Source organism: Myxococcus sp. AB056 (assembly GCF_006547365.1).
Taxonomy (GTDB): domain Bacteria; phylum Myxococcota; class Myxococcia; order Myxococcales; family Myxococcaceae; genus Myxococcus; species Myxococcus virescens.
On the sequence record NZ_VHLB01000051.1, the window covers coordinates 27,855 to 43,556 of the forward strand.

Consider the following 15,702-nt stretch of genomic DNA (forward strand, 5'->3'; position numbering starts at 1 on the left):
GCACTATCTAGTCTCGGGGTTTAAGATTATGGGCAAGCAGCCCCTGCACAACGTAGGTCTTTGCAAACCGCACCGTGATCTTCATTACGTCGCCAGAGTCCGAAGGTTCCACGCGCGCCACTCGACCCGGAGCGACACCATCAATCGTCTCTCCGGGATGAAGCTCGTCGGTGCGCGTCCATCCACGCTCAAAGGTCCGCCAGCGATGGTCCGGCGTTACGACGAGCACACGCCCATCCGTCATGGTGAGCGTGCAGCGCGCCGCCTGGTGCCTGCTGACGTGCGTCACCTCGAAGATGCCGCCGTCTTTCTCGTGCTCGTGCATGGTGAGCAGCCGCATTCCGGGCCGAAGCATTTCGGCGGGCACTTCCGAACCATCGCTGAGCAGCACCGGCTCCCAGGGCGCGACACAGGTTCCGTGCGTGCCCCCGCCACCTCCACCGCCGCCAGTCGGCGTTGATGCGGGCCCCGTCGCACTCCGCACCATGTTGACGTTGTAGCTGCTCGGCGGGAAGAACCAACGCTCAGCGCTGTAGCCACTCGCGTTGTGCAGCCGCACCTTCAAGTAAAGCATCTTGTTCGAAAGCGAGTCCCGCAGCCGGTTGAACTTGTCGCCATACACGAAGGTGAAGCCCGCGCTCGTCGCGTTGCTGGAATCTCCGTCGACCGCGCCATTCTGATACTTGCGATCAGCAAGCGGCACCGACGTCCCATAGAGCCACTGGGGCGCGTTGCTGTCGCTATACGCCCAATAGAACCCAACCTCCATGAAGCGCAGCGCGTCGAGGTTGTCGCTCACTGCCTGGGGCTGAAGGACTGCGTGATAGTGCGCCCAGGTGAAGTTCACCGCTCCACCAGCAGCCCCGGCAATCGCGTAGCCCTCAAGCACCTGGATGTTCAGCCGGTCGATGTTCGGAACGCCCTCGTTGTTGCCTCGGTAGTAGATGCGGCTTCCCGTGTCGGCGAGGGCTTGCACGGAACGGAAGAAGCCATCGCTCAGGTAGTAGCGCCCCACCTGAACGTTGTTCGAGGCCACCTTGAGCGTCGTTCCGACGTTGTCGAGCTTCGCCCCGGCCGTGGGGATGCCGCTGCCGTCTTCGGCGTAGTTGGACGTCTTGAGGGTGTTCGCCGCGAGCAAGTCGAAGGTGACCATCTTCCGCATGGAGACGGCATCGAAATAGAGCCGCTTGCCCACGTCCGCCGCCGCCACCTGGGTTTCCCAGAAGAGCTGAACCCCCGTGCAACCGGCCGGGCACGTACCGTTCACAGTGACACGCCGGTACGTCGTCCCAACCTGCCCCAGAAAGACGCCCGTATTCTGGCCTGCGTAGACGCCGCTCCCGTCCTCCCACAGCAAATGAAGGGTTCCCATGCCCCCTACGGTGGCGGACGACGCCTTGACGTAGACCTCGGCGAAGAACTCGTCCCCCGGGGAGCACTTGAGCCGACCGCCTGGAACCTCCGAGCCATACCCGCCCGTCCAGCTCAGCCCCGGCCACGCCCCCGTGTTCATCAGCTCCACCCGGCGCACCCAGCGGCCAACCCGGGCATTCACAGGGTCCTCGACAAGCCTGTCACCATCGGGCGACTTCCCCACGGCGCGAATGCCCGCTTCGTTGTAGCCGTTCGGAATGAGGTTGTCGGTGGGCGGGTACAGCAGGTGCTGGAAGCCGACCGCGGCATCGCTCAGCGACGCGCCCTCGAGCTGCTTCGGCGTGACGGCGAGCTGCGGCGACGCGTTCCCTCGATTGCCGAAGCGGTCCCGAGGAACCACGCGCACGAAGTAGGTCGCCCCCGGCATCAAGTCATTCACGCCGAATGCCGTCGTGTCGAAAGTCCCGCGCAGCGTGGAGCTGCTCGGCGTGAAGCCGCTGGACGTCGAAACGTGTAGCTCATACCCAGCCGCAGCCGGGCCGCTCGAAGCAGGAGTGAGGGACAGCGAGAAGCCGTTCACCACCGCAGTCACGTTGATGTCGAGCGGGACAAGCGGCGGGGCTGAGTGCGCGGGCTCGCCCAGGCCGGGGCGCGTGTCCATCTCCAGCCACATGGAGACGCCGAAGGAGGGCTTCCCGCGCGTTGTAAGCGTGGTGCGTGCGTCTCCCTCCGAGGTGAAGACGTGTCGAAACCCGGTGACTGCCAAGTTCTGCGCGTCCGAGTAGTGAACGCCATTGGGGAGGAACCGGTAGAGGTCGCCCAGTTCCACCGGCAGGAAGAAGTCGAGGTCGATTTCCTGGTCCGCGCGTGCCTCGCTCAAGTCGGACAGTGCGGCTTCCGCCATCCTCCGCGCTTCAACCTCGCTGTCGATGTTGCTCGAAGCCCCCTCGGCAATTTGGATGTAGCGCACGCCATAGGCGGCCTGACTCGCGGCGTCCTCAACGACGACACTCTTCCGCTTGGGCTGCCCCGTGACGTCCAAGTCATTCGCGTCCGAGAAGACAACCTCCACCTTGTTCCGGACGTCCGTTCTGCTCACCACGAGCTTCGCAACGTCGCGGTAGTCGTCCGGGCCGAAGGTCCACGCGAGGGGCGGATTCGTCCGGTTGGGCTCGGTGAACGTCAGGGCGAATGTCCCGCTCGACTCGCGCCAGCGATAGCGCGCCTCCCAGCCAATCTGTTGAGCCAGGTCCCGAACGGCGTCGAGGACACTCGCCTTCTTCTGCGCGTACTCTCGGAGCCTCCACCCTGGAGACGCCGGGGTATGGAGCACCACGCCCGTCCCGTTGTCCGTCAGGATGGCCTGCATCACCTCCTCGACGGCAACGCCCTGGACGTCGTCGCCATAGGCCCGCTCAACCTCGATGAAAGCGCCTTGGAGCCGTCCCCCCAAGTCACGCCCACGGAAGACGAGCTGTTCACCTGCGAAGTCGACTTCGTCGATGTCTCCATGAAACAGCGTGTGCCACTCGCTCCCGCTGGGCGACATGCCGATGGGCGAAACCGCAGCCTCGACAATGAACTCTCTCCCCGGCCGGATGAGCTGCCCGCTTCCGGCATTCAGCTTCGAGTCGGCCCGGAGCGGGGCCACGCTGAAGAGTTCAATCTGCCGCTTGAGCGTCACCGTCGCGGCCGAAACGGGCTGGTCAACGTCCTCGTCCACCTCGACGGCGTCGAGAAAATCGCGACCTTCAAGCTGGCTCAGATTCCGCCACGTCCCCGCGTCATCGAGCACCTTCATGCGAACATGGGAAGCGTGTCCGGCTGCACTCGTGAGCGCCGCCAACCCCTGAGACGACATGCTGCGCATGGATTCCTAAACCTCTCGCAACGTGAATTCGAGTCGCTCGCCGATGACGCGCGCCCCTTGGTGGATGAATTCGACGAACTCGCCGTCCCGCACTTCGCCAAGCACCTTCGTCTCGCCGACGGAATAGGCCCCGCCTGCCGACAGGTACGGCAACGCGCTCCAGGCGCGAGCCGAGTGCCACGCGGCCACCTCTGGAACCCACGAGTCCGGAGCCATGAACGGCAGGCCGACAACGTCGTCGAAGCGCCGCAGGTTGAGCGCCCCGGTCAAAGACAGTGAGCCACTGGAGACGCTCAGCCCGCCCGCACTCGCCGCAGCCGCCCCCTGGATCCAGCGCGCCCCATCGCTCCGGTTGATGACCTGGAGCCAGCCGCCCCCCGTGGCGTCGAAGAGGTGGTGCAACGTCGTCCAGCGGGGCCCGAGCTGCATCGCCCAGGAGCAAGACACACCCAGGGGCAGTTCGAAGCCGCCACCGAAGCGCGCGCCTTGAAAGAGGCTCCCAAACGCAGTCGAAGGGGCAAGGCCCCGACTCGTGAAGGTGTCTCCATCGAATGCGAGTGCATGGCCGTCCCCGGCAATCAGCCCACGGAAGGCCAACGCCTCAACGGATGATAGGGGCCCCGTCTTGAACTCCCATTCTTGGCGCGTCGCGCGGCGCCCAAGCCGGTAGACGCCGCTGAATGAGCGCGAGTCGACGCCGATGCTCACCTGCCTGCGCCGCCCCTCGACAATGGGCACGGTGATGCCATTCAAGCTCAGGAAGGGCATTTCAATACCTCCCATTCAGCCACTCGCCATTGCCGCGACGTCGGCCCGCTTCGCGCTTCATTTCGATATAAACTTGTCGTGCTGTCTCGGCGGGGTCATGCGCGGCCTGAATCACAATCTGCCCAACGCTGACGTTGCCGCCACTCACCGGGACAGCAGGGCTCGACGTGACGGGCGATGCACCATGCGGCCTCTGCGGCTGCCCCGAGATGGGGTCCTGTGCGTTGAACCTCGCGAGCGCCACCTTGAATCCGGAGGGAACGTTGCTGAGCGCCTCGGTTGCCTTCTTCGTGGCGTTGGCGTTCTCCCACTGAGCGACAGCGGCGGCTGAGTTCGCGGCGGCCGACTCGTAAGTCGTATCGCGCAACGTGTTCAACGCCCCGTCGACCTGGTCCATCGGGACTTTCATGCTGTCGAGGCCCCGCGCCATCTTCTCGAAGGCGCCACCGACAACCGGAATCTTGCTGAGCGCACGGAAGACACCGGCAATGAAACCGATGATGGCGTTCCACACGGTGCCGACGCCTTTGACGACGTAGAGAATCCCCATCGCCACGATTCGCACGACGGTGAAGAACGCCTTCATGATGGGGCCCGCGAGCAGCGCCAACGGCTGAGTCAGCGCGACGAGAATCTGTCCCAACACAGTGATGAGCGGGGCGAGCCCCTGGAAGAGCGTGCCGAGCACCTCCAGCACCGGGGCAATCGCCTGGAGCGGAACGAGCAGCATTTCGAGCACCGGCACGATGGCGTCGAGCAGCGGCGCCACCATGTTGAAGGCGGACGCGAGGAGAGGCAGCACCGGGGCCAGCACGCGGCCGATGGCATCGGCAACGAACTGGATGAAGCCCGCAGTCATCTGAATCAGCGAGGCGAACGTCGAGCTTTGCGCGAGCAACTCGGCTACAACGGCGATGACGCCGCCCCACACGCCACCCACGAGCATCCCTTGCTCGAAGCGCTCGAACAGTTCGTAGAGCCCGCCCAGGGCCTGCGTGAAGCGGCTCGTGAGGATGCGCTTCGCTTCGTCGACGGCCCTGGCCAGTGCGTCTGCGAGTTCCTTCGCCTTCTTCCGGGCGACCTGCTCGATGACGGCCGCAACGTTGCCGACGCTCGTCAGGAACTCCTTCGCGTTGAAGTTCCCAATTTGGACGCGGCCCGCTTCGATTTCCGGACCAGAGGACGGCTTGCGCAGCTTGCCCTTCGGCCCGCCGAGCATGTCGTCGAAGACGCCGCCGAACTTCTCACGGAGGAATGCCGCAGCGTCACCGCCGAGCAGCTTCACGCCATCGAAGGCGTAGCCCGCCCCATAGGAGACGCCCGCCCAAACGGAATCGAAGCCGTCCTTCAACTTGCCGAGGGCGCCGTCGGCGAAGCCCTTCAGCCCGCCGAGCAGCGCGTCGCCGTTCAGGTCTTTCAACCCTTCGAGCGAGGCCGCGACACCGTCGAGGTTGAGCGCGCGGGCCAGAGGCGCCGCCATGCGTGCCAGGTTGCGCACCACGAAGGCGAACGTTTCGAGCTGCCCGCGTGCCCACGTCCCGACAATGGCCCCGAGCCCCGTGAAGAGTTCCCGGAAGAAGGCCACCGCGCGACCAGCAACGTCGGTGACGCCCCGCCAAGCCGACACGAACGCATCGCGCATTCCGGTGCTCGCGTCGTTCCAGGCCCGATAGAGGGTGCCCGCCAGCATCACGACGCCTGCAACGGCGAGCGCGACAGCCGCCAGAGGCGCCGCCACCACGAGGATGCGCGCGGCGGCATTTCGGAAAGCCGTCGCAAAGCCCGCGTCGACCTGCTCAGCGCCCTTCGCCACTTTCTTCAGGTTGCCTTCAACAGCGGGCGTCTCCCCACTGACGAAAGCGGAGAAGCGCACGACGGCCTTTCCCGCACCGTCCAGCGCAGGGACGACAACCGTACTCACAATTTCGGCAGTGCTCTTGACGACGCCAGCGGCCGTCCCCAGCGCGCCACCTGCGAGCGCCGCCGCCGTCCCCCACACCAGCATTGTTCCGACGGACTGCTTCACTGACGGCTCAAGCCGTTGGAACCACCCGAGCGCGTGTTCAAGGACTTCGGAGAGTCTCTCAATGTGCGGAAGAATGGCTTCGCCGACTTCAGCGAAGACGTTGGTGAAGATGAGCTTGATTCTGTCGAGCCGCTCGGTGACGCCGCTATCGAACTCAGCCACGGCGGCAAGCGCGCCATATAGGCCCACGCTGAAGAGCCCGCCGATTGCGCCAATCTTCTTCCCGAGCTTCTCGACTTTGTCGGCCGTCTGAGCAACGTCCGCGACGACGCGCCGCATGGACTTGGAGAACTCGCCGACGGCGGCCGTGACGACGACATACACGTCACCGACTTTCAAACCGCCGCCAGCCATGACGAATCACCTCTTGCGCAAACGCCGAATGGATTGCTGGCCCGGCTGCGACGCGCCTGGAGCCGGTTGGTTGGAAGAGCGCCTTTTGAGTTCGTCAGCCTCTCTTCGCGCATAGGCGACGAGCCCGACGACATCCTCGTAAGGCATTGCACGGACAGCGTCGGGCGGCAGTTTCAGGAGAGAGGCAACCCCGTAGAGCAGGCTCGCTTCGGGGTCGCTGTCTATTTTCCCCGCATCTTCTCTTCGCTGACGTTGAAGACGTCCGTCAGGTCCGTCGCGAGGTCTTCAAGCCACGACTCGTCGAGCAGCTCGTCGATGTCGTTGACGGAGAACATCGGGCGGCCCGTCTCCGCGTCGTGAAGCACGCAGACGGCGATGCGCCCCAGCATCCGCGCCCCGGCCCTGTCTCCCGTCGGCTCGTTCTTCTCCGTCATCTCTCCAGCTTCGCGGGCCTGCTCAATCAGCCGCAGCCTGTCCCCCATCGTCGGCTTGATGATGTTCACCTTGACGCCGTCCACCTCCACCGACTTCAGGACGCGACGATTCTTCGCAAGCAGCTTGTGCTTGTTCGACATGGACTCTCCTTTGGGTGTGAAACGTGGGTGACTCAGGGCGTGCCGTAGCCCCAGGCGAAAGCGGCGCCGTCCTCGGACTGGAAGGCGAAGCCGAGGAACTTCATGGTGTGCTCGTACAGGGCCCCGGGCGTCAGCTTGTGAGACAGCTCAGGCACCTTCACCCACGCGCGGAAGACTTGAGCCCCGGATGCCTTGCCAACTTCGATAAGCAGCGGAGTCCCTTCAGCCAGCGCTTCAACCTCGAGCTCAGTGAGGGCCAGCCCCGTCAGCTCCCCCGAGAAGTCCCGGAGCGACACCGAACGCCGCTTGTAGGCGTCCCCCATGACTTGCAGCTCGACGACGTCGTTCGTCACCGTGAGGGAGATGGAGCGCACCAGGGCGAGCGGATGGACGGGCAACGCGTAGCCCGAGACGCGCACGAGGGCCGACGGGCCGGGAGCGCTGGCGAGGTGGACGTCGCCGAAGAGCGGGTCGACAAAGGCGTCGACAGGTGTCCAGGCGTCGGCGTCCCCGCTGGGGGAAACCTCGACGAACACAGGCGCCCCCGGATTGAGTCGGCGAAGCTCGGGGTCCGCGATTCGAAACTCGGTCCCCGTGAAGTCGGGCGCGGGCATGGGCACGGCTTCGGCTTCGAGGAACTCGGCAGGCTCTCCCGCGATAGACAGCGAGCCGACATGCGCAGCGATGGCGGACATCAGACGGCCACCGGGGCGCCGTTGCCCAAGAGCTTGCAGGTGAACTCCACGACACCACCCGGGGTCAGCTTCTCGTCGTAGCTGTTGACGACCATCGGGATGCGCTTGCCCTTGGAGCCGCCCGATGCGCTGGGGTCGAAGATGAACGTCACGTAGGCGGTGCTCCCGTCATCGCGCGCGTCACGCAGCACGGACTGCGGCGCGTCGCCTTCCATGAAGTGTCCCGACAGGTCAGCGCTCGTGTCCTTCAGCGTCTGGACGCGGGACTTGTAGCCCGAGCCGCCGAGGTAATTCGTCTCGACGAAGTCGCCCGTCTCGCTAAGCGACGCATCCGTCAGGCCGTCGACGCGGTCAGCCGCCTGCGTGGCATTCGCGTCTGAGCGCACCGAAACACTGTCGAGGTGAGCAGCAACAGGGGTCGCCATTGGTAGTTTCCCTACCGACTCGGAAAGAGTCGCGAAAGCGTGGCAAGAATCTGGGCGGCAACCGTCTTGCGGAACTTCGCGCGCCCCCGACGGGCGGGCTTGCGCAGGAAGTGGACCGGCGTGGCGAAGCGTTGCTCGCCCCAGTGAAACCCTTCGTGAATGGCGCCCGCAGCGTCGTGGGCATACCCAGCCGTTGCGCTGACGCTCGCCTTCGCGTCGTTCAGCTCCGGGCCGTCGACAAACCCGGACGTGCTCAGCGGCGGCTTGCCGTCCGTGTCCCGAGCACCCACAGGCACCAGGGCGCGGCTCGCCTGAAGCACCGTCGACGCGTGTTCGCGAGTCAAAGGCGCCAGGTCGGCGAGTACGGGCCGCTCCACCTTCCGCAACTTGTCGAGCAGCCTGAAATCAAGAGCAACTTTGAGTGCCATTGCCCCCGGTAAATGCGTGCGCTTTCTCGCCGTGGCTCACGCGCCCAGGTCGATGAAGGAGGCATCCACGGTGAAGGTCCACCAGTGGCGGTCGCTCCCGTCGGTGCCGATGTAGTTGGGGCTGCCTTCATCCACCTCAATCAGCACGTAGGGCGCGGCGCTCGCGAGGTGGAGCACGTCGAGGGCTGCGAGCGCGAGCGCCTGTCCCTCCCGGAAGCTCTCACGCGCCGAGCGCACGCGGACCTGACAGGTGACAGTTCGGTACGTCTTACGGCCCCCGCCGATGTAGCTCTGCGGCGGCTCCCCTCCGGTTTGCAACACGAAGCACGCAACGTCCGGCACCGTGGCGTCGTCGTCTTCGAGCGTCGGGCCGAGAAACAGGTTGGCCCCGGCGCTCAGTCCGAGGCTCCCAGCGGCGAGAATCGTCGCGAGGTCGGCAGCAGTGTCGCGGGCCATTAGAGCCAGACCTTCCGGTAGCGCAGGACGCCCGCCCCGTCGACGTGCTCGTCAACGGCGGCAGGGCGTCGGGCATGGTTGAAATCGGTGATGTCGTCGCCCTTGAACCAAAGCCGGTGGCGAAGGGTGACAGGTGCTTCGGTGTAGACGACGAAGGAAGCGACGAACTCGGCGCCGTTGGAGTCGCGAATCAGCTTTCGACTCGGCTGGATGCGCGCGGGAGCTTCATGGATGGGCCCCAGCAGAGGAGTCCCCCAGGCGTCCCGGCCAGTGACTTCGGCGTAGCTCACTCGCTGGCGGAAGAGAGACGCGGGCCCGCTCATCAACTGGCCCTCCACAGGACGTGAGGGGCGACAAGCAGCTCGGCGCGGGGGCTCGCAAGGCGCTGGCCCGCGCTCCGCTCCCGGTAGCTCACTGACCAATCCCCGAGACTCTCGCTGGACACGTCCGCATCCCGGCCCCGGCCCCGGTAGAGCGCGCAGGCTTCGAGGATGGCGGCCTCTTCGACTTCTGCGGGCAGGGTAACGGGCCCCTGGGACGCGTCGAGGGCCATTTGCCCCGGCGTCACGTAGCCGCCCGTGTACGTCACGGCCAGCGCATCGGGGCGCCCCTGTCGCATCTCGACGGTCAGGGTGACGAGCCCGCCGACACGCGCCGTCACCGGCCAGAGGCCAGCGAGGCGGTAGAGAAGCCCCCCCGCCGCAAGGTCCCCGGCAAGGGTGTAGGCGGTGGCGTCGAGCAGCTCGCCCCCGTCCATCACCTGGAGGACTTCGATGACCGGCGGACGGCTCAGCAGCACGTAGGGGCGACCGTAGCTATCCGGGTACTCCGTCACCGTGGCCCGCTCGAAGGCCCGGCCACACAGCTTCGCGATTGCACTGCTGGCGACAGTGACGCAGCGCTCGACGTGCGAGTCGGAGGGCACGCCCAGGTCGGCGGCCACGGTGGCGGCAAGGCAGAGGTCAGTCGGGCGGGCCATGCAAGGGGCTCAGGAGGGCGTAGGAACGACGAAGCCGGGGCCCCCAGGGGAAAGGGAGCCCCGGCCCGAGAAATGCGTCGTGGCGCGGCGCTAGGTGGCGGGAATCTCGTCCGGCCCGCACAGGACAATCAGGCTGGACGCGCCCAGGGTGGGAGACGTGCCCCCCGTGAGGGCCACCGTCTCCACGACTCGGAGGTAACGCTGCGCCGTGGGCAGCCGGACGTTGACCCGGGCCACCGCGTTAGCCGTCGTCAGCGGCGCGATGGCGGCTTCGGGCAGGTCCGTCCACCCGTTCTGGCCGTCGACGCTGTCCTGGAGCTTCGCAGCCAGCGAAAGCGCCGTCGGGGCGCCCGTGGCTGCCCCCGTCGAGGCCGTCAGCACGCACGAGTCGAAGCTGAAGCGGTCGACAGCGGCACTGTTGCGCGTCCCCGCGCTCACAGCGGCGGGAACAGTCCCAGGGCGAATGCCGACGAGCACGCCCGCGTCGGTGGAATTGGCGTTCATGGTGGGGCCTCTCAGGTGTAGGTGATGGAGCTGAACGCCTTCGGCTGGCGAACCTTGAAGTCGCCCTTCACGATGGCGCGCACGGTCGTCTCGTCGTACTCGGCGCGAACGTCGTGCTCGGACAGAATCAAGTCCTCGTCGATGCCGTAGATGAACTGGCGCCAGTCCGCCGAGAAGGTGATGCGCGACACCGGGACGCGGGTCGTCATCACGAAGGGGAAGCCGCGAATCGTGCCCCTATCGAGCATCTCCTGACGGAACACCCAGACGCCGGAATTCTGGAGCTGAAGCAGCGCTGTCGCCCGCGTCGGGTGAAGCACCCACGCCGCGTTGCCCATCCGCACATGCGCCGTCAGCGGCAGCTCGACGGCCTTGTCGATGTCGGCCAGGTAGGCCGCTGCCGTCGTACCAGTGGACGCGAAGGTGTGCGCGGCGTCGAGCTGAGCGAAGAGCCCCTTCGGCGCGGCGCCCGTACCGTCCCCGTTGAAGCCCGCGTCGTCCAGGCCATCGGCCACCGTCGCCCGGATGTCCTCACCGACGCCCGCGTCACCCACGCCCGGGGTGCGCAGCAAGTCGTTGCTGATGTCGGTCAGCACCATCCCCTTGTGCGCCTTGAGGACAATCTTCCCGTACTTCGGCGCGCTCTTCGGGACCGTCTCGCCTTCGCCGACCCACTTGAAGACGGACGTTCCGGTTTGCTTGCCCATGTGCAGCTCGCCCTTGAACGTCTGGGTTCGCACGCCCAGCTTGAGCATCGCCGCGTCGGGCCGCAGGAACTCAATCACTTCGCCGCTCTGCTGGATGGGCACCAGCACACCGGCCGAATCGAACTTGCTGAGCTGAACGGCCTTCTGGACGTCGGCGTTGCCGAAGCGCTTCGCGGCGTCGACCAGCTCGACGGCTCCGGTGCGGCGTCCGGCCGCGATGACGCTCTTCGCGAAGCCGCCGAAGTTCTCCGCGCTTGCGTAGACGCCAGTCCCGCGCGGCGCGTTGCCCGGCTCAGCCCGGCCCGGGGCACTTCGAGCGGCGGCGTCCATCAACTCTCGCGCGACCTCGGGGCCGAGCGCCTTCACCATCTGTGCGATTTGCTTGCGAGTCATTCTTTCACTCCTCGGATGTAGCCCTTGAATGCCTCGACGAAGCTCTTTGCGGCGTCGGCGGCGTTGAAACCCTTCGTCTCGTCGTCGTCCTCGTCGTCCTCGTCGGGCTCGCTCTTCTGCTCGTCCTCGACGTCTTCCTCGTTCGTCGACTTCGCTTCGTCCTCGACGTCTTCTTCGTCGGGCTCGCTCTTCTGCTCGTCCTCGACGTCTTCCTCGTCCGTCGACTTCGCTTCGGCCCGTGCGTCGAGAAGATCGACAACGCGCGTTGCAATGCGTTCAACGAGGTCGTCGGGCGCTTCGTCCAAGGACTTCGAGCGCACGGCCCGCGAGTTCCCCGGAATCGTCACGACGGAGACTTCGAGCAGTTCCTGGGCGTCGCAGTCGTAACCGCCGCGCTCGTTCTGCCGATACTGGCCAGGGAGCATGAGGTAACGGACAGAGACGGCATTCAGGATGCCCTTTGAAACTTTGCGTTCGACCTTCTTCGCGAACTCGTCTTCGTCGTCGAATTCGATGTCCACCATCAGGGCGTCGCCCTCGACGTAGACGCGCCCCTTGCCAATCGGCAACTGAGGCTCAGCGCCCGTCATCGCGGCGCTCGCCCCGTCGTCGTGGTTGTAGAGGACGACGCCATTCGCGTTGTAGCCGTCCACCCGCCAGCCTTTGACGTTCAGCCGGTCCGAGTAGCGGTCGAAGTCGCCGTCACTCGCTTTGAACTTGAAGACGCGCCGTCCGCCAATGGACTCGACGGCGCTCAACGTCGCCGCGTCCTTTCGAACGGCGCTCAGCCGCAGGGAGCGTGTAATGGGTCCAGTCATGCACCCGGTAAATGCGTGCGACTTCCGCGAGTGGCTCAGCCGTCCTTCGTCGCCTCGGCATGCGCCTCCGCCGAGCTGCCTTCGACGGGCGTCGGCGTCTCGCCGGGCTCGTTGGGCTTCTGCCCCGGAAGCAGCTCCGCGAAGCCTTGCCGCTCCGGGTGAGGCTTGAAGCCCGCTTCGACCCGCCACTCGTCGAAGGTGAAGGCGCTCGGGAGCGTCCCCATCACCCGCAGCCGGTGCTCACGGTCGGCAGGTACAGGGGAGTCGTAGGAGAGAAGCACTTCGTCTTCGAAGCGGGGTGCCAGGTGCTTCTGCATCGACGCAAGGAAGACTTCGGCGCGCGGCTTCGTCGCCTGTTCGGCAAGGTGCTCGCGCGCCGCGTAGCTCGTCGCCTTGTTGCTGCTCGTCACGTCGCCCACAATCTCCGGCGGCACCCGGTACACCATCCGCACGAAGTCCATGAGGAAGCGGCGCAGGTCGACGAGCTGCATGTCGCGGAAGGGGGTATCGAGCCGGGCAAATGTCGTCCGGCCGCTCGTAATCATCACCCGCCCTGCGTTGGCGGGCCCCCCGTACTCCCGCGCGAGCGACTCTTTGAAGGCCCTCGCGGGCCCGGCCTGAGACTCGTTGAAGCCCTCAATCGCGATGACGGCGCCCGGGAGCATGTTGTTGAAGAAGGCGTTCTTCGTGAAGCGCGCCGCGTGCTCGTCCGTGTCGACTTCGTCGCCCAGCGAGTAGGCGATGCCGATACCGCGGCCAAGCGGGTCAGCCGGGTTCAGGCGCTTCACGTAGATGACGCTCGCCGCAGGCAGGAGGAATGTCCGCCCGCCAGCGGCCACCGTGTACGTCCGTTCCGACTTCGGCTTGCTCAAGTCCGGCAGCGCGAGGACGCAATCGGGCGGCACAGGCCACAAGCCCACGGGTACGCCCGCCAGCTCTTCGACGACGGCGAAGAACTCGCCCGTCAAGTCATAGTGAAGGCAGAAGAGCTTCGCGAAGTCGCGGCCCGTCATGTAGTCGTTCGGGTCCGCCAGCAGCCGCAACAGCGAATGGTCGGGCAGCTCCACCGCGTCCCCCGTCTCGACGAGCGACTTCAACCGCTCCCGGCGCACGTCGCCACAGGCCCGCCGCAGCGACACGTCGACGAGTGTCTTCCGCGTCGTGGGGTCCTGCCGCGTGAAGGCCCGCCACGTCACGTCCGCGAAGGCATCGCCCACCGTATCGACGATGGTCCCCAGCCACGGCATCTCGGCGTAGGCCGCGAGCAGCGCGGGCACCTCCCGGCGTGGCGGGGCCGAAGCCCAGCGGCTCAGCTCCAGCCCCGTTCCCTTGCGCTTGCTGCCCCCGCGAAACGCGGCACGCATCCTGTCCAGCATCCCCATGGAGAACCTCACACCGCGAAGAACTGTTCGACGAAGACAAGGTCGTGAACGCCCCAACAGAAGGCGTCGGCCCTGTCGTCGCGACGCCCGTTGATGCCGGTGAACTTGCTGAGCTGCGCTTCGAGCTTCGGGAACGTCCCGACGAACTCGACGCGGCCCGCTTCGGCCAGGGCGGACACCGGCTCAGCGCGCTTGCTCTTCGCGCTCGTCGCCCGCACGGGCTTCACGTTGACGCTCACGCCCATCTCACCGGCAACGGTGCTGATGAGCGTTTCCACCATCTCCCCGCCCGTGTTCACCTCGACGACGAGCGCGTCACACCCCCATTCGAGATAGGCGCGGATGGCCGTCGTCGCCCACTCGCGGGGACTCGCCCGGCGCGACAGGTCGGCCAGCACCGAAACTCGCTTGAGCGGCACCCCGTCGGCCCTGAAGAGCGCGCTCGACTTGCACCCCTGAACGATGATGCCTGTTTCGTCCGAGCCGGTTTCGCTCGTCGGGCTCGGGTCCACGCTGACGATGCGCCTGTCGAGCTGCTGCGCGTACTCGTGCGCGTCGGCCTCCACGCGGCCCCACTTCGCCGAGCCAAAAATTGCCCCAGGCACGTCGAAGAGCAGGCGGCCGAGAACCTCTTGCTGTCCCCAGCGTGTGTTCGCCAGGGCCCGCATGTTCGCCACGGCCGAAGGCGCCAGGTTCGCGAAGTTGCTCAGCGAAGAGCCCGTGCGAAGCACCACGCCCGGCTTGAGTTCCTGCGTCTCCGCGTTCGCGAAGAGCAGCTCTTCAATCTTCTTCAGCGGGCGCGGCGTCCCGGTGAGGAGGAGCTGCGGCGGGTCCTCTCGCGAGCCGATGCGCAACACGAGCGGGAGCTGATCGACAGCCGCCATGTCGTGTTTCCACGAAGCGGGTTCGTCCCCCCAGCCCCATCCGGCATTCGGGCCGCGCAGCCGGTCGGGCTTATCCGCCGAGTAGCAGATGGCATAGACGCCGTTGGGCCACGTCACCCGGCGCTTGCTGGGCTCGTACTTGGGCGTAAACCACGGGGGCGACAGGGCGAGGATGCCGGACGCGCCGCGAATCATGGTGTCGCGCACGTCCGCCGCCGTCGGGCCGACGAGGGCCCCGACGCTCTTCGCCTGCCACGCCTTTTTGATGACCCAGCGCGCGCCGCACCACGTCTTCCCGAAGCCGCGCCCGGCCATGACGAAGCACGTCGAGAACTTGTCCGGGGGCGACTGCTCGCGACGCGCCCAGAAGTCGAGGTCGTAAACGAGCAGCTCGACTTCCTTGTCGTCGAGCCCGCCGAAGAGCTTCGCGAGCTGAGCGCGGGAGCCGGCCGTTTGCACCATCCGGGACGCGGGGGACTCGTGCGGCGCGAGCCCCTCGGCGAACTTCCCCCAGGCGCCCTTCGACAGAAGGCTACGCATCGCTCGCCCCCTTGTCCTCGAGCTGCTCGGACGTGGCAGCTTCGGCAGGAGCGGACGCGGGCAGTTCGTCCGGGAGGAACTTCCCCAGCCGGTCAATCAGCAGCTCGCGCAGCGCGGCGGTGTCGGCGGCCTGGTCCTCGGGGCTCTTCGCCTCGACGTTGTCGCGTCGGCCATACAGCTCCGGGAAGCGGCGGCTCAAGAGCCACTGGACGTGCTTCGGGTTCGTCGTCGCGGCGGCCTGGAGCGTCTCTGTCGCCCCCTGCATGAACTCGGCTTCGGCCCGGTTCACCGCGACGAAGAACTCGCGGTAGAGCCCGCGCGCCTCGCTCGCACCCCGGTGGAACCAGCGGGAAACGGTCTGCTCGTCGACGCCTACGAGGCCCGCTGCCGCTCGACGGAAGAGGCCCGAGCGCAAGTGCTCGCAGATCTGCTGTTGAAGCTCAGGAGTGAGTTTGGTTGGTCGCGCCACACCCGGTAAATGCGTGCGGTTTCGCGAAGTTTTTCGGGGGAGCGCTCAACAAAAC

At 66.3% G+C, this 15,702-nt stretch carries 16 protein-coding genes; all 16 read right to left on the minus strand.

The window, feature by feature from the left end:
- Window positions 1–7 precede the first annotated feature (7 nt).
- The 16 genes from FMP39_RS21945 to FMP39_RS22020 all read right to left on the minus strand — a co-directional run bounded on the left by FMP39_RS21945 (window position 8) and on the right by FMP39_RS22020 (window position 15,647).
- Window positions 8–3,175 carry a hypothetical protein gene (locus FMP39_RS21945; protein ID WP_228558210.1) on the minus strand — a complete coding sequence of 1,056 codons (3,168 nt, stop codon included), beginning with the start codon at window positions 3,173–3,175 and terminating at the stop codon, window positions 8–10.
- 75 nt (window positions 3,176–3,250) lie between these two features.
- On the minus strand, window positions 3,251–4,012 hold the full coding sequence (locus tag FMP39_RS21950) for a hypothetical protein (RefSeq protein WP_141592238.1): 762 nt from the start codon (window positions 4,010–4,012) through the stop codon (window positions 3,251–3,253).
- 1 nt (window position 4,013) lies between these two features.
- On the minus strand, window positions 4,014–6,392 hold the full coding sequence (locus FMP39_RS21955; protein WP_194858511.1) for a phage tail protein: 2,379 nt from the start codon (window positions 6,390–6,392) through the stop codon (window positions 4,014–4,016).
- Window positions 6,393–6,613: 221 nt separating this feature from the next.
- Window positions 6,614–6,967 (minus strand): phage tail protein, encoded by a 354-nt coding sequence (locus FMP39_RS21960; RefSeq protein ID WP_140793746.1) that lies wholly within the window; start codon window positions 6,965–6,967, stop codon window positions 6,614–6,616.
- Window positions 6,968–6,999: 32 nt separating this feature from the next.
- Window positions 7,000–7,662: a hypothetical protein gene (locus FMP39_RS21965; protein WP_141592239.1), complete on the minus strand. Its 663-nt coding sequence runs from the start codon at window positions 7,660–7,662 to the stop codon at window positions 7,000–7,002.
- Complete coding sequence (locus tag FMP39_RS21970) at window positions 7,662–8,048, minus strand: phage tail tube protein (protein ID WP_228558211.1); 387 nt, start codon at window positions 8,046–8,048, stop codon at window positions 7,662–7,664. Before FMP39_RS21970 ends, FMP39_RS21965 begins: the two co-directional genes overlap by 1 nt.
- A 50-nt stretch (window positions 8,049–8,098) precedes the next feature.
- A complete protein-coding gene (locus FMP39_RS21975; protein ID WP_141592241.1) occupies window positions 8,099–8,515 on the minus strand; it encodes a hypothetical protein in 417 nt (138 codons plus the stop codon).
- Window positions 8,516–8,551: 36 nt separating this feature from the next.
- Window positions 8,552–8,971, minus strand: coding sequence for a minor capsid protein (locus FMP39_RS21980; protein ID WP_141592242.1), 420 nt, complete (start codon window positions 8,969–8,971; stop codon window positions 8,552–8,554).
- Window positions 8,971–9,294: a hypothetical protein gene (locus FMP39_RS21985; protein WP_141592243.1), complete on the minus strand. Its 324-nt coding sequence runs from the start codon at window positions 9,292–9,294 to the stop codon at window positions 8,971–8,973. The genes FMP39_RS21980 and FMP39_RS21985 overlap by 1 nt, the downstream gene beginning before the upstream one ends.
- Window positions 9,294–9,950: a hypothetical protein gene (locus FMP39_RS21990; RefSeq protein ID WP_141592244.1), complete on the minus strand. Its 657-nt coding sequence runs from the start codon at window positions 9,948–9,950 to the stop codon at window positions 9,294–9,296. Before FMP39_RS21990 ends, FMP39_RS21985 begins: the two co-directional genes overlap by 1 nt.
- A 90-nt stretch (window positions 9,951–10,040) precedes the next feature.
- A complete protein-coding gene (locus FMP39_RS21995) occupies window positions 10,041–10,454 on the minus strand; it encodes a hypothetical protein (RefSeq protein WP_141592245.1) in 414 nt (137 codons plus the stop codon).
- A gap of 11 nt (window positions 10,455–10,465) precedes the next feature.
- Window positions 10,466–11,554, minus strand: a complete 1,089-nt coding sequence (locus tag FMP39_RS22000; protein WP_141592246.1) for a phage major capsid protein — start codon at window positions 11,552–11,554, stop codon at window positions 10,466–10,468.
- Entirely contained in the window at window positions 11,551–12,312 is a 762-nt protein-coding gene (locus FMP39_RS22005; protein WP_228558212.1) for an HK97 family phage prohead protease, read from the minus strand. The genes FMP39_RS22000 and FMP39_RS22005 overlap by 4 nt, the downstream gene beginning before the upstream one ends.
- 95 nt (window positions 12,313–12,407) lie before the next feature.
- A complete protein-coding gene (locus FMP39_RS22010) occupies window positions 12,408–13,736 on the minus strand; it encodes a phage portal protein (RefSeq protein ID WP_141592248.1) in 1,329 nt (442 codons plus the stop codon).
- A 26-nt stretch (window positions 13,737–13,762) separates the two neighbouring features.
- Entirely contained in the window at window positions 13,763–15,178 is a 1,416-nt protein-coding gene (locus tag FMP39_RS22015) for a terminase family protein (protein WP_141592249.1), read from the minus strand.
- The gene (locus tag FMP39_RS22020; RefSeq protein WP_141592250.1) at window positions 15,171–15,647 is read right to left on the minus strand and encodes a transposase family protein; all 477 of its coding nucleotides are present in this window, start codon (window positions 15,645–15,647) and stop codon (window positions 15,171–15,173) included. Before FMP39_RS22020 ends, FMP39_RS22015 begins: the two co-directional genes overlap by 8 nt.
- Window positions 15,648–15,702 lie beyond the last annotated feature (55 nt).